Below are 15,534 nucleotides of genomic sequence, written 5' to 3'. Positions count from 1 at the left end.
TCACTCGCTCCAAAGCCCGATGTCAAGGCTGAGGAAAAGAAGTCAGAAGCGTCTGATGATTATGAAAAGTACGGCGAACTTATAAATGATGAAAATATCGAGATAGACGATGAAAATAACATGGCTATCGACAAAAACGGTACTCTTGTGAAATACGTGGGAACTACAGAATCTATCGTTATCCCTGAAAAGGTAAAGGTAGTCGGCAAATATGCTTTCCGCGGAAATGAGACCGTAAAGAAGATAGTTATGTCGGACAGCATACATATCGTTGAAAAGTTCGCATTCTGTCACTGCTTCAACCTTGAAGAGATAGTATTCTCAAAAAATCTTGAATCTATCGGAGAAAATGCATTCCTTAAATGCCTGAGACTAAAGGAGATAAATCTTCCAGAGTCTGTGAAGAAAGTGGGCAAGGGTGCATTCGGAAGATGCAACAGCGTTGAAAGTGTAGTGCTTCCTGCGTATTTGCAGCGTATAAGCGATCTGATGTTCTTCTCATGCAAGAAGCTCAGAAGAATAGTAATATCGGGTTCGGTCGAAGCTATAGGCAATGCGGCATTCTCTGAGTGCTACAGCCTTAAAAAGATAGTTATATCGAATTCTGTTGCGACTATCGGTGAAAGCGCATTCTCATGGTGCAGATCACTTACGGCAGTTGATATCCCGAGTACTGTGAAATCCATTGGAAACTGGGCTTTCTACGGCTGTCAGAACCTTATGGATCTTAAAATAAGCATGAATACCAAGGATATCAAGGAAGACGCATTCAGCGGCTGCGAGAGCCTTTACAATATCAATATAATCGAGTTTGAAAACGAAGCTATCCCGATCGATGAGATACGAAAGGGTCATAAGCAGACAATAAGGATACTCAAGCAGATAAACCGTAAAAAAGCAGAGCGTTATGCCCGCGAGCACGGTTTCAGTACATTGTTCATATAATATAGAGATCATTATTCCATTCAGAAAAAGTAAGTCCGAAAGCGTTTGTTGCTTTCGGACTTATCTTTTACTATATTTTAAAGAGAGGGGAGTGAGATCCTGATCACATTTTTCCGAGATCATCTGCGCTATGAATTCGGAAGTGTGATTTATTTCCATGGTTATAATATACACCTCTTTTTTGTAAGACATCGCATTGACAGGTGAAATAATCGGGAAAGCTTTGTGTAAGAAAATGTCGGAATGTGGTGATTTTGGCATATGTTCTGATGAAAATGTGAAAAGTATGAACTTTTTTACTCTTTTTCTCTTGACAAGACTTAATAAAAGTGATATAATACAGACAAATAAAATGCAACGACAGAGAGAAGTAGCATGGAATTTCGTTCCCAGAGAGTGCGGGTATGGTGAGAGCCGCATATCAGAGTCTGTGTGAATAACACTCCCGAGCAGCAAACCGAAAGGGCGCCGATTTAAGAGGGACAGCGTATGTTTTTCTTGAGTGTCTGAGTAGGGGCGACGTATTCCGCACGTTACAGCGGCTCAAAAGTGATCGCTTTTGCGGTAATTCAGGTGGCACCACGGGTAATATGCCCCGTCCTGTAGTTTCAGGACGGGGCTTTTTGTATTCCTGCTCGTCCTGTATATACATTATATACTGAAAGGAAAAGATCATTATGAAGCACATTGATGTCAAGGAAATAATCACCACTAAGGATTATGTGGGCAAGCAGGTAACAGTATGCGGCTGGGTACGTACCTCACGTAACTCAAAGAGCGTTGCATTCGTTGAGGTAAATGACGGTACTTCCCTTAAAAACGTACAGGTCGTTGTTGACAAGGGCGACAGCGATTACAAAGAGCCAAGAGTTGGTATGTCCGTAAAGGTAACAGGTACAGCAGTAGAGGGCAGAAATGATACAGTTGAGATAAACGCAGTTCCCGACGGTATCACTGTACTGGGCGATGCTCCTACAGATTATCCTCTCCAGAAGAAGGGACATACACTTGAATTTCTCCGTACTATCCCACACCTCAGAGGCAGAACGAATACTTTCAACGCTGTATGGCGTGTACGTTCGGTACTTGCTGCTGCAATACATGAGTACTTCCAGAAAAACAACTATGTTTATGTAAATACACCGCTTATCACAGGCAGCGACTGTGAGGGCGCAGGCGAGATGTTCCAGGTAACAACTATCGGCTACAGCAAGGACTACAAGAATGAGGAAGAGTACTATGCTAACGACTTCTTCGGCAGAAAAGCAGGACTTTCTGTATCTGGTCAGCTTGAGGGTGAAATGGCTGCAATGGCTATGGGTAAGATATACACATTCGGTCCATCATTCAGAGCTGAGAACTCAAATACTCCAAAGCACCTTGCTGAATTCTGGCACGTTGAGCCTGAGGTAGCTTTCGCAGAGCTGGACGACGTTATCGAGATCGCTGAGAATATGCTCAAATATGTTATCCGCAAGCTTCTTGATACCTGTCCTGATGATATGAAGTTCTTTGACGCTCATTTTGAAAAGGGACTTATCGCTCGTCTTGAAGAGCTTATCTCACACGATTTCGCAAGAGTTACTTATACAGAGGCTATCGAGCTTCTCAAGAAGTCTGGCGAGAACTTCGTATACCCTGTAGAATGGGGCTGCGACCTCCAGACTGAGCATGAGAGATACCTCTCCGAAAAGGTATTCAAGAAGGCTGTATTCGTTACAGACTATCCAAAGGACATCAAGTCATTCTATATGAAGCAGAATCCTGACGGCAAGACAGTTGCAGCTGTTGACCTTCTTGTACCGGGCGTTGGCGAGATCATCGGCGGCAGTGAGCGTGAGGCTGACTATGAGAAGCTTATCGCTGCTATGAACGAGAGAAAGATGAACCTCGATCTCTACAGCGACTACCTCGACCTCAGAAAGTTCGGAAGCGTACCTCACGGCGGCTTTGGTCTTGGATTTGAAAGACTTATCATGTACACAACAGGTATGGCTAATATCCGTGACGTAATACTCTTCCCGAGAACAGTCGGTTCTATCAGATAATGTAACGTATTAATTACGTAGGGAACGCCGCCCTCGGCGTTCCAATATAAATTTATTTATTTCGCGGAACGCCGAGGGCGGCGTTCCCTACAATGGCTTAAATAAGGACAGCACGGCTTTCGTCAATGGCGCCGATTGCCGTTAAAATATCAAGTAAAGGAAAGTGATTAATCATGTCAAGATCGCTGTATATCCCTGAGGGCTATAAGTCAGCCCTTACGCTGAGAGAAACTCAGCACGCAATCAAATACATCAAGGACGTTTTCCAGCAGGCTTTATCATTCGCACTGACTCTGGACAGAGTATCTGCTCCCCTTATCGTAAAAAAGGGCAGCGGTATCAACGATGACCTCAACGGCGTTGAGCGCAAGGTGGATTTCGATATCAAGGAGATCGCCGCAGAAGCAGAAGTAGTCCAGTCACTTGCAAAGTGGAAGAGAATGGCTCTCTATCGCTACGGCTACAATGCAGGCGAGGGTATCTATACAGATATGAATGCTATCCGCCGCGATGACGATACAGACAATACACATTCCATATTCGTTGACCAGTGGGACTGGGAAAAGGTCATCACTCGTGAGCAGAGAAATATCCAGTTCCTTAAAGAGACTGTAAAATCAGTAGTAAAGGCTATCGCTTATACAAAGCGCAAGGTAAGTCTCCGCTATCCTCAGATAGCAGGCAAGATCTGCGAAGAGCCTTATTTCATAACAACTCAGGAGCTTGAGGACAGATATCCCGATAAGACAGGTCACGAGCGTGAGCGTCTTATCACTAAGGAGCACGGAACAGTATTCCTTATGGGGATAGGCGGTAAGCTTGCAAGCGGTGAGAAGCACGACGGCAGAGCTCCCGACTACGACGACTGGTCACTCAACGGTGATATCCTGTTCTGGGACGAAGTCCTCGATGATTCTCTGGAGATATCCTCAATGGGTATTCGTGTTGACGAAGAGTCCCTTAAAAAGCAGCTTGCCGAGTGCGGCGCTGAGGACAGAATGCAGTACAAGTATCACCAGATGATAGCTGACGGCACACTTCCTCTCACTATCGGCGGCGGTATCGGTCAGTCAAGACTTTGTATGCTTCTTCTTGAAAAGGCTCATATCGGCGAAGTTCAGTCGTCCATATGGTCTGACGAGATGATAGAGAAGTGCGCAGCAAACGGTATAACTCTTCTTTGATAGCAATAGCAAAGCCCGAAAGCATATGCTTTCGGGCTTTATTTTGTATGTGATAAAGAATATAATTTATATCAGGCAAGTGTATCTACTGTGAGGTCAAGTCCCTGCATAGCGGCTTCGTTGCCGAATACGCATATATTTCCGCAGTTCCTGAGCTTTTCGGCAGCTTCGGCAAGCTGCTTCGGAGTTACCTTCAGCATCTTCCTCTTGATATCTGCACGTTCTTCACTGCTTACGCCTCTGAACCAGACGCCGTCAGCCTTTATGCTTCTGTTTCCGTCTGAGTAAAGCGGTTCGTTTTTTGCGATAGAACTGATGATATACTGTGTGATATCAGGATCGTTTTTGCAGTATTCTGCTGTGAAATCAGCAGCCTTGCGGAAAGTCTCGATCGTAGTCTTTGGGGACGGATCTCTGTAGGAATAGAACGACTGCTCGCGTGAAGGTGATATCATTGCACCTGTTCCGTATGCGCCGCCCTTTACTCGAACTTCGTTCCAGAGGTATTCAAGTGAAAGTGCGTGGAAAAGTACATTGCATACAGCTATATCTGCTGAATTATCAGGGAATGCCATAGCTGTATATGATATGCCCGAAGGGATAATGACTCCCTGCTTTTCGGGGATATTAAGAGTATATGCCATTTCCTCGCAGGCAGATGGAGTGCCCTCGGGGAGCGAGCTGATAAGCGGCTCAATTGAAATGTCGCTGCTGTCGGTTATACTTGCAGTAAGACGAGATGAACATATTATGCGCTTGCTGACAGAGTTTATATCGGCAATGAGCTTTTCAGGAGCATCGAGAGCTGCATTAAGACGCTTATATCCTTCATATCCCGAAACGAGTTCAGCTACTGCCGACTCGGCAGAAAGTGAAGCTTTAACACGATTCATTGAGTATGAATGTCCGTTTGACATGATATGCTGCTTGAAATCTTCCTTTTCCTGCTTTAAGATCTCGCATATAGCCGCATTATCGGTAAATTGAGTATCTGTTATTATCTCACTGATAAGGGAAAGAGCTTCGTCAGTATTCTTTTCGAGGAAACGTGCCTTAACGGAGAGGAAAGGCTTGCACTTGTCCTTTACTCCCATTTGTGAGAATACGTTTATATTGTAGGAGATGCTTCCGAGAACTCCTGTTACTCTGCGCTGTATCTCTGCAGCCGAGCTTTTTGAAGTTGCAAGAGAACCGTAAAGCTCACACATTGCAGCAGCGGCTGAAAGCTCCTGCTCGGTGCAGTCTGCAAGTGAAAAGTAAAGATTTAACGCAGCTATGCCCTTATCAGAAGCAGGATGGCGCAGGACTGTCACGCCATTGCATTTTGTCTCGTCTGTCTCAAAAGCCAGAGGCTTATCGCTGACCTCGGAAAGTGCAAGATGAGGCATAGTTGCAAGCTGTTCGGGAGTATCCACAGACTTCTGCCAGTCGTCAAGCTTCTTGTTCTGTTCGATCAGTACATCTACCTCTTCGCAGGCAAGGCTGTTCATTACATCTGAAAGACGCTTTTCTTCGGCAGCCTTCTGCTCTTCGCCGTATGTACGGGACGGGAGCATATACAGCTCAGCCTGACCGCTTTCGTCAAGAAGCCATTCGTGAAGGAGCTTTTCAAAATAATCTGTGTCCAGTTTGCTTCTGAGAGAGTCGTATACCTCACCGAGTTCAAGATAGCAGAGGGGATCGCCGCCGTAGAGCCATGCTGAAAGAGCATTTGTGCAGCGTGTAAGACCTCGTGGTTCTTTTCCTGCGCGGAACTTGAATTCAAGGCGGTTTATTGAAGCTTTGAGAAGCTCACGGTCAATTCCGTCCCTGCACAGACTGGAAGCAGTATTTCTTACAGTCTCTTTCAGCTTTTCACAGCTTTCAGGGTCGGTGTTGCTTATGCACAGGCTGCCGAATGGCTGTAAAATGCCGTCGCTGACTTCGAGAGATACATCAAGGCAAAGCTCTGTATCGAGGACAGCTCTTTTGAGAGGAGCATCGTTTGAGCCTGTAAGTGCTTCTGCGAGTACGGAAGCAGCTGTTATCTTTTCGCGTTCCTCCCAGCTTCCGAGGACCTTGCCCATAACGAGATAGGTATGCTTTTTATCGTCCTCGTCCTGAGAGATCTCATAATAGCATTTCTTTACTGTAGGAGCGATAGCCTTCTGGAAAGGTATTTCCGTATCAGCTTCGCGCTTGTCATAGCGGCTGAGGTATTCGCCGTCGATAAGTCCGAGAACACTGTCGATGTCCACAGGACCGTCAAGGAATATATATGAATTGGAAGGGTGGTAGTGTTTCTTGTGACCTTCGATGAATTGTTCGTATGTAAGGTTTGTGATCTTTTCGGGAAGTCCGCCTGACTCGAAGCGATAGCAGGTGTCAGGGAAGAGCACGTTCATGAGCTCTGTCTCGATACGGCTGTATATAGAGGAAAGTGCGCCCTTCATCTCGTTGAATACAACGCCCTTGTATACAGGCTTGTCGGACTTGCTGCGCATTTCAATGTGCCAGCCCTCCTGATAGAAGATATTTGGATTGTAGTATATAGCAGGATCAAAGACTGCATCGAGATAAACCTGTGTAAGATTCATGAAATCCGTATCATTTCGGCTCGATACAGGGAAAATAGTCTTATCGGGATAGGTCATTGCGTTAAGGAAGGTGTTCATAGTACCTTTCATAAGCTCAAGGAAAGGTTCTTTTACGGGATATTTCTTTGAACCGCCAAGTACTGAATGTTCAAGGATATGGAATATACCTGTGTCGTCCTTTGGAGGAGTTCTGAATCCTATGGAGAAAAGCTTGTTTTCACCGTCGTTTTTGAGCCAGATGAGCTTTGCACCTGTTTTGTCGTGATTCATTTCTATAAGCTCTGAACCGCTGTTCGGAGCAGGAGTTATTCTTATTACGGTAAAGCCGTGTATATTATCGTTTATTTGCATTATTTGCCTCCTAATGTGGTTTATGATATAAGTATATCATTTTTTGTCATTTTATGCAAGCGGACTCACTCAAAATTAGCACACGTTAACTCCGATAGTTTCTTATGAATAGCAAGTCATTGAAAAAGGCGGACTCTTTTATACAAGTCCGCCTTAAATTTATAATGTATTACCGCGCTGTAAGCGAAGTACAAGTCACGTTTGAACGAGCTTGCGAGTGTCAGCGCGGCAAGAGTGCAGCGTCACGCTGCCTTAGCCTCTGAGCTCTGCGCCGATAGCATTGAGAGCTTTAAGTACGCGCTTCATTGCTCCATCAGCCTGCTCGTCAGTGAGTGTGCCTTCGTGTGAACGCATTGAGATAGAGTAAGCGATACTCTTCTTGCTGTTCTTCTTCATATCGTCGCTGCGGTATACGTCGAAGAGAGTTACCTTTTCGAGTATCTTTCCGACTGCGCCCTTGATAGCCTTTTCAAGCTCTGCAACAGGCATATCCTCGTCAACAAGGAGACTGAGGTCACGTGTAGTTGCAGGGAACTTTGGCAGCGGCTGATATGTTATCTTGTCAGCAGCAGCTTCCATGAGCTCTGGAATATTGAGCTTTGCAACATAAGTCTTTACGCCTATCTCATATGTCTCCTGTACATCAGGGTGAACTTCGCCCATGATACCGAGATATTTGCCGTCCTTGATGATAACTGCGCTTCTGCCGGGGTGGAGAGCGTACTTCTCATCGAATTCATCGCAGTCGTTTGCACGGATATACTCAACATCGGCTATTTTAAGCTCAGCAAGGAGCTGCTCAACCATGCCCTTGAGGGTGTAGAAGTCAGCATCGCCGCCGTACATACCGATAGTGAGTCTCTGAGGCTCATCTGGAAGTGAATAGTTATATTTGTGCTTCTGTTTGCCGCTGTTAGCAAGAGTCTCGCCGTTGATAAAAGGCTTCTCGACCTCAGCAGGGAGGTACTCCTTAGCTATCTCAAAGAGACAAGCCTTGTCGTTGCGGTTATTGTAGTTGAATGAGAGAACGTCCAGCATCGAAGGGATAGTAGATGTTCTCATAACGCTTGTGTCCTCACCGAGAGGATTTACTATCTTTACTACCTTGCGGAGCTTACTGTCAGCAGGGAGCTTTATCTTGTCGAAATACTTAGGTGATACGAATGAGTAGGTTGCTATCTCGTATCCGCCAAGTGATACAGCAGCGTTTCTCAGTGTACGTGCGAACTTCTGCTCCTCAGTGAATTCAGCTCTTGCTATGCCGCGGAAATCAGTTGAAGGGATATTGTTGTAGCCGTAGATACGAGCAACTTCCTCTGCGATATCAGCCTTGCAGCCGATGTCGATACGGAATGAAGGAGCTATTACCTTGCCGTTCTCTACCTTGAATTCAAGGCGTTCGAGGTACTTTATCATATCTGCTTCGGAGATATCTGTGCCGAGGAAATTATTTATCCACTCTGCGCTGAAATCAACTGTTGCAGGAGTCTTGTCTGTGTAGTCGCGGTCGATGACTGTGTTGAGGACTTCACCTGCACCGAGCTCTTCGACAAGCTCAAATGCTCTCTTTAAGCAGGTCATGGAGATAAGTCTGTCAACGCCCTTTTCGTAACGAGCAGAAGCGTCAGACTTGAGACGGAGCTTCTTTGAAGTCTGTCTTACCTGTGTTGGCTCGAAGTATGCAGACTCGAATACAACAGTTGTTGTATCGTCCATGATACCGCTGTACTCGCCGCCCATGATACCTGCAACTGCTACAGGCTTCTTCTCGTCAGCGATAACCAGCATATCCTCTGTGAGCTCACGCTCAACGCCGTCAAGAGTCATTATCTTTTCGCCGTTCTTAGCGTTGCGGACATTGATATGAGCTCCCTCAACGTAGCGGAGGTCGAAAGCGTGCATAGGCTGACCGTATTCAAGCATAACGTAGTTTGTGATATCAACGAAGTTGTTGATAGGACGAACTCCGCTTGCACGGAGTCTCTCTCTCATCCAGCGAGGTGAAGGACCGATCTTTACATTCTTTACGATACCTGCGCAGTATCTCTGACACTTTTCAGTGTTGATTATATCTACTTTGAGCATTGAGTTGATATCGCCGTCAACGCCCTTGAATTCGGGAGCTTTTACTTTAAGCTCTGTACCGTAGGTAGCAGCAGTTTCTCTTGCAAGACCGATAACGCTGAGACAGTCGGGACGGTTTGAGGTTATCTCGAACTCTACGGAAGTATCGTCAAGACCGATAGCTGTGTGGATATCCTCACCAAGCTTGCAGTCCTCTTCGATTACGAATACGCCCTCGGGATCTGCATATGGGAAGTCGTGAGCTGTAAGACCGAGAGTATCAAGTCCGCAGAACATACCGAAACTTTCAACTCCACGCATCTTGCACTTCTTTATCTTGCCCTCGGGGAGAACAGCTCCGTCAAGAGCAACGGGGACGAGGTCGCCCTCTTTTACGTTCTTTGCGTTTGTAACTATCTGTATAGGAGCTTCTGCGCCGATGTCCACCTGACATACGAACAGCGCGTCAGCGTTTTCGTGAGGTCCCTTTGAGAGTATCTTACCAACTACTACGTTGGAGATATTGCTGCCCTCTTTTTCATAGCACTCTACCTTTGAGCCGCTCATTGTGAGGGCGTGGCAGAAATCCTTTATAGGCATATCGGCTTTTACATAGTCGCCGAGCCATTTCATAGATAAATTCATATCTTTTTTCCTTTCAAGATCTATAATCAGTACATTTCTCCAAAGAGAAATTATGAATTATGCATTATGAATTGTGAATTGCTCAGAACTGCTCTAAGAAGCGAACATCGTTCTCATAGAGGAGACGGAGGTCGTTGATATCGTAGCGTCCCATTACCATACGCTCGAGACCGAGACCGAATGCGAAGCCCGAGTACTCCTCAGGATCGATACCGCAGTTCTCAAGCACCTTCGGGTGTACCATTCCTGCGCCGAGGAGCTCGATATAGCCCTCGTCCTTACACATTGAGCAGCCCTTGCCGCCGCAGTTGAAGCAGCTTATATCTACCTCACAGCTTGGCTCTGTGAACGGGAAGTGGTGAGGACGGAAACGGAGCTTGCAGTCGTTGCCGTAGAGCTTTTTCATAAGCATTTCGAGAGTGCCTTTGAGGTCGCTCATTGTGATGCCCTTGTCAACTACGAGTCCCTCTATCTGGTGGAAGAGAGGAGAGTGAGTAGCGTCAACAGCGTCCGAACGGAAAACTCGTCCCGGTGAGATGATACGGATAGGGGGCTTCTGGTTCTCCATTACGTGTACCTGTACGGAAGAAGTCTGAGTACGGAGAAGTACAGACTCGTTTGTTCCTTCGATGTAGAATGTATCCTGAGTATCTCTTGCAGGGTGATCGGGAGGGAGATTGAGAGCCTCGAATACGTGGTAATCGTCGTCGATCTCGGGACCGTCAGCGATATTGAAGCCCATGCCGATGAATATTTCTCTTATCTCGTTTTCCACCTTAGTGAGCGGGTGGAGCTTGCCGAAAGGAGCGTGTTTGCCGGGGAGAGTGATGTCGATCTTCTCCTCAGCAAGCTTTGCAGCCTGTGCGTTTGCTTTCAGTGAAGAAAGCTTAGTGTTCAGAGCTTCTTCGATATCTGCTCTTACCTTGTTTGCGAGCTGACCGATAACAGGTCTTTCTTCTGCGGAGAGCTTACCCATCTGTTTGAGGATAGCTGTGAGCTCACCTTTTTTTCCGAGGAACTTTATCCTCAGGTCGTCCAGTGCCTTGATCTCAGTGCAGGCATCAAGCTCCTGCTTAGCCAGAGCCTCGATCTTTTCAAGCTGTTCTTTCATTGTTTCACCTCAAAAAATATTAATTAGGAGTTCGGAATTTATAATTCGGAATTAAAGTGTCACCTTACGGCGATGATAAAAAATAGAAATATCGGTCGTTTGAATTTGATAAAAAAGCCGTTACAAACAATTCCGCATTCCGAATTCCTAATTCCGAATTAAAAAAAGCCCTGTCCAACAGGACAAGACTTACCTTGCTTTTATACCACCCATTGTCAGGAGAGCCGACACTCTCTTGTCTTTAACGCAGACCTACGTCTCAGCCTACTACGCGGTATCTCTATCGCGCTTCCGCTTTGCCCCTCGTGAGTGAACTTCGGTATGTAAAGCAGCAGGACGCTCGCACCTTTTCGTCCTTCTCTGATGAAGCTTATGCACACTTACTCTCTCAGTCAACGGGTTATAACACAATTATATACGCTGTTTTGAAAAAAATCAAGGCTTTTTTCAAAAAAATCCCGAGTAACAGCAAACTTGTGAAAAAAAGATGAAGCATTTGAAAAAAATGATATGATTTATTGCATTCTGACTAAAAATGTGTTATTATTAATTTGTATCACTTTTAAAATATCGAATGGAGATAATATAATGGATAATTTTGCAGAACAGCTCGTAAAAAAGAACGAAACAAAGTCAGACAAGAACAGAAGAATACTGTTTCTTATTGTAGGCGGCTTGTTCACCCTGTCGATTTTGGCTCTTTCCCTGCTTCAGATAAGAAATCCGATCATATCTGTTCTGGGTTTTTTCCTTGCGGCAGCAGCGGGCTACGGAACTTATAATTTCTTTCAGAATACGTACGTTGAGTATGAGTATTCTTTCACCAATGGTGAGCTCGATGTTGACAAGATAATTGCCAAGAAGAAAAGACGTGAGATGCTTTCGACAAATGTAAGACAGTTCACTGCATTCGGAAAATACAGCGATGACATTGAAGAGACAGATGATATGACCATAGTATTCGCAACGGATAATATTGCTTCTCATGAATACTATGCGGATTTCACTGACGAGTCTGTAGGTTCGGCAAGGCTGGTATTTTCACCCGACGAGAGAATGCTTGAGAATATCACAAAATTCCTGCCTGCAAAGCTCAGAACTAAACTTCCCGAAAAAAATGAACTTTAATGGAGATTAAAAAGGAAAAGAACAGCTTACTTTCAGGTCTGACAGTTCTTATTATTTACATAAGCGGACTTATATTTGTAGGCTGTTTCCATGAACCGTGGTTTGATGAGTCGCAGGCGTGGCTGATAGCAAGATGTGCTTCATTCAAGGAGCTTTTTACCTATGTCCCTCATTATGAGGGACATCCGCCGCTGTGGCATCTGATACTTTCTGTATTTGCGAAGAACGGAGCTCCCTTTGACCTTACGATAAAGGCGATAAATATAACGTTCAGTGCTGCGGCAATGGCTCTTCTCATATTCCGTTCGCCGTTCCCGAAAGCGGTAAGATATATACTGCCTTTTACCTACTTCTTTTTTTATCATTACGGAGTATACTGCCGACCATATTCGATGACGATGCTTGCGTTCATGCTTGCTGCGATAACCTATAAAAACCGCAATTCAAAGCCATGGAGGTATATTTTTTCGCTTACCTTCCTGTGCCTTACATCAGCTTACGGCATTATGCTTGCAGGCGGTCTTTGTCTTGTATGGACATTTGAAATAATATCAGAGCTCCATAGAGGCGAAAAGCTCTCTCTTTTTTGGAAAGACAAGCGTTTTTATGCTCTTTGTTTTATCCTCTTGACAGCTGTAATGCTTCTCATTATGATAACTCCTGCGGACGACTGCTTTTACGGAGGGGTGGAGAACAAAGGAAGTATCATAGAGATACTGACGAGAATAAAGAACTATGGTACTGTCATTATACTTCCTTTTGAGAGCTGGAGCGGAGTAATGTTCAGCTTGAACGGCGAAAAAGAGTATACTTCCATATTTATTGCAGAGATCATAATAGGAGCACTCATCTGGCTCACTCTCATTTTAATAACGCGAAAGAATAGGAAGTTCGCAGCATTTTTTGTCCCGTATATAATAATGACTGCTTTTATGGCATTTCACTATATGTCAGCACATCATATCGGTATAAGCGGACTTTTCCATGTGTTTATTTTCTGGATAATGGCAGAGCAGGAGGGCGGTATACAGCTGCCTGAGTCATTTGTAAAAATAAGGAACAGTTTCGGTTCTCCTTTTATACGCAAAGTCATTTTGGGTGTAGGCGTTATTATATGTCTGATGCCTGTGGTATACAGCATAGGTGCATCTTACATGGACATAAAAGGAGAGTGCGGAATAAGTAAATTTGCTGAGATAATAAAGGACAATCATCTTGAAGACAGGAAGATAATGACTAAATGGAGCGTAAAATACGATGAAGGAACTGATAATGTCTTCAAGGTGCTCGAAATTCCTTCTGTACATGGAAAGATAGAAAGCAACAGCACGTATCTCATGGGTGATCCTGTAATGATACAGCCGTATTTCGGCAAAAATATCTTTATGAACTTTAATGTTGATCGTCCCGATGACCTTTATATGCATTACATATATAAAGAAGATCCGGAGGCTGTATTTGAAAAATGGAGAGAAAAAGGACTTCCCGATCTTATACTTGATTATTGTCCGATAGATGAAGTATATGACGCAGAAACACTTGAAGGTGTAAAGTATCTTCCTGTGTATATGCTTGAATATAGCGTATTTTATAAGCTTGATTTCAATAATTATTATGAGCGTTTATACATACGCGAGGATCTTCTCGGCGAGTATCCTCAGTTCAAATGGATAGACGATCAAAGGGGAAATATTTATGAAAGAAAATGATCAGCATTTTATGCTTGAAACGGAGGCTTTTATATGCAGATTGTAACACCAAAGCAAATGGGGAGACTTGAGGAGCGTTCCGAGAAGCTGGGGGTATCGAAAAGGCAGCTCATGGAGAACGCAGGAAGAAAGCTTGCGGAGCTTATTGACGGCTACTGCCGCAATGAAGCAAAGCTGAGTCCCGAGGAATGCTCGGTAGTATTTCTTGCAGGTACAGGAAATAACGGCGGCGACTGTTTTGCGGCGGCTGATATTCTCCTGTATAAGGGGTATAAGCTGACTGTCATACAAATAGGCGGGCTGCCGAAAACTCCTCTTGCTCAGGAAATGATGAGCAGACTGCCCAGAGAAAAGATAAGCTTTATCGAAGGCTTCCGCAGCGGAAATGTTGAAGCGGCTATAGAGGCGGCAGAGCTTGACTATATGACAATACAGCCGAGAAAGCTCGATTCCTCCGATGATAAAAATGAGCATAATCCTCTCGATGATATACTCAATGCCGAGAAGAAGCGCATGGGACTCATAAAGGGCGCTGTAGTAGGGGCGCAGGTGCTTGTTGACGGAGTTTTCGGCACAGGCTTCCACGGCAGTCTTGATAAGGATATAATGGGTATCTTCGGCATAGGTACTGCGGCTTACAGGATAGCCGTAGATGTACCCAGCGGCGGAAACAGCGCATCGGGTACGATATCTGCCGGTATCTTCAAGGCAGACGAGACCATGACCTTCGGATTTATAAAATCGGGTATGTCTCAGTTTCCGTTGAAGAAATACTGCGGAAAAATTACTATCGCAGATATAGGCATACCCAAAGAAGCCCTTAAAATACTTGAGGGTGAGCGGAAATATTTCAGGATAGAGCGTAACTTCCTTGCTGCATATCCTCAGAAAAGGGAGAGAGATGCTCATAAGGGCTGCTTCGGAACAGTCCTCGTTATCGCAGGAAGCTCTTCCATGCGCGGTGCAGCGGCTTTTGCAGCACTTGGCGCACTTCGCAGCGGCGCAGGACTGGTAAGAGTGGCTTCTGTTGAAAAGTGCATAGATACTGTATCTGTGCTTGCTCCCGAGGCTACATTTATCGAGCTTGACTGTGATGATTACGGATTTATGCTGTATGACAGCAGCTGCGAGCCGCTTTCCGAGGCTATGAAAAAAGCTACAGCTATAGTTATAGGCTGCGGAATGGGCGTGACTCCCGATACCATAGAGCTTACAAAATTTGTGGTGCAAAATGCGGAGTGTCCTGTAATAATAGACGCTGATGGAATAAATTGCATAGCAAAGGACATAGATATTTTAATGAAGAAGCGTACAGACATCATTATAACTCCTCATGTGGGAGAGATGGCAAGGCTTCTGAAATGCGATACGCAGATGATATCCGAGAACAGACTGCTTGCTGCGGAAAAGTATGCCGAGCAGTACGGCATCACCGTAGTGCTCAAGGGCGGCGGAACTGTTGTGGCTGACAGCCGTTACACAGCGGCAAATCATACAGGCAATGCTGGTATGAGCGTTGGCGGCAGCGGCGATGTTCTTGCAGGTATAATCGGCTCTGCTGTCGCACAGGGCTGCGGCATTTTTGACGGTGCCTGCGCAGGTGTGTATATGCACGGACTTGCAGGCGATATCGCGGCACAGAAGCTGAGTATGGAAGCAATGCTGCCGAGAGATATAATCGGCAATCTTCCAGATGCATTCGGTATACTAAAGGAAAAGAAGAAAAATATGACCGTATAACTACGGCAGGATGTGAAAATGTATTTTCATTAC

9 protein-coding genes and 1 other annotated feature are annotated in these 15,534 nt (G+C 45.1%); of the genes, 6 read left to right on the top strand and 3 right to left on the bottom strand.

Going from position 1 to position 15,534, the window contains the following annotated elements:
* The 3 genes from BLW60_RS12935 to asnA all read left to right on the top strand — a co-directional run.
* Window positions 1–945, top strand: a 945-nt coding sequence (locus BLW60_RS12935) for a leucine-rich repeat domain-containing protein (RefSeq protein WP_139283421.1), incomplete at its 5' end; no start/stop codon positions are given.
* 348 nt (window positions 946–1,293) lie between these two features.
* Window positions 1,294–1,551: a binding site (T-box leader), on the top strand.
* Window positions 1,552–1,622: 71 nt separating this feature from the next.
* Window positions 1,623–2,993 (top strand): asparagine--tRNA ligase, encoded by a 1,371-nt coding sequence (gene asnS, locus BLW60_RS12930; protein WP_074718076.1) that lies wholly within the window; start codon window positions 1,623–1,625, stop codon window positions 2,991–2,993.
* Between the two features lie 173 nt (window positions 2,994–3,166).
* Window positions 3,167–4,177: an aspartate--ammonia ligase gene (asnA, locus tag BLW60_RS12925; RefSeq protein ID WP_074718074.1), complete on the top strand. Its 1,011-nt coding sequence runs from the start codon at window positions 3,167–3,169 to the stop codon at window positions 4,175–4,177.
* Window positions 4,178–4,248: 71 nt separating this feature from the next.
* Here the strand turns inward: asnA and BLW60_RS12920 are convergent, their stop codons facing one another.
* From BLW60_RS12920 to pheS, 3 genes are all read right to left on the bottom strand, one after another.
* Window positions 4,249–7,104: an insulinase family protein gene (locus BLW60_RS12920; RefSeq protein WP_074718072.1), complete on the bottom strand. Its 2,856-nt coding sequence runs from the start codon at window positions 7,102–7,104 to the stop codon at window positions 4,249–4,251.
* 252 nt (window positions 7,105–7,356) lie between these two features.
* Window positions 7,357–9,813, bottom strand: coding sequence for a phenylalanine--tRNA ligase subunit beta (gene pheT, locus BLW60_RS12915; RefSeq protein WP_074718070.1), 2,457 nt, complete (start codon window positions 9,811–9,813; stop codon window positions 7,357–7,359).
* 82 nt (window positions 9,814–9,895) lie between these two features.
* Entirely contained in the window at window positions 9,896–10,924 is a 1,029-nt protein-coding gene (gene pheS / locus BLW60_RS12910; protein WP_028518928.1) for a phenylalanine--tRNA ligase subunit alpha, read from the bottom strand.
* Between the two features lie 588 nt (window positions 10,925–11,512).
* On the opposite strand from pheS, the gene BLW60_RS12905 reads away from it, so the two are divergent.
* From BLW60_RS12905 to BLW60_RS12895, 3 genes are read left to right on the top strand one after another with little or no spacing between them, the layout of a single operon-like run.
* Window positions 11,513–12,052: a hypothetical protein gene (locus BLW60_RS12905; RefSeq protein WP_074718068.1), complete on the top strand. Its 540-nt coding sequence runs from the start codon at window positions 11,513–11,515 to the stop codon at window positions 12,050–12,052.
* Window positions 12,052–13,761 (top strand): hypothetical protein, encoded by a 1,710-nt coding sequence (locus BLW60_RS12900; RefSeq protein ID WP_074718066.1) that lies wholly within the window; start codon window positions 12,052–12,054, stop codon window positions 13,759–13,761. Before BLW60_RS12905 ends, BLW60_RS12900 begins: the two co-directional genes overlap by 1 nt.
* 33 nt (window positions 13,762–13,794) lie before the next feature.
* A complete protein-coding gene (locus tag BLW60_RS12895; RefSeq protein WP_074718064.1) occupies window positions 13,795–15,501 on the top strand; it encodes an NAD(P)H-hydrate dehydratase in 1,707 nt (568 codons plus the stop codon).
* Window positions 15,502–15,534 lie beyond the last annotated feature (33 nt).

This window comes from Ruminococcus flavefaciens (assembly GCF_900108555.1).
Lineage (GTDB): Bacteria > Bacillota > Clostridia > Oscillospirales > Ruminococcaceae > Ruminococcus > Ruminococcus flavefaciens_P.
Note: the sequence above shows the minus strand (reverse complement) of the source record. Positions and strands in the feature narration are given on the sequence as shown.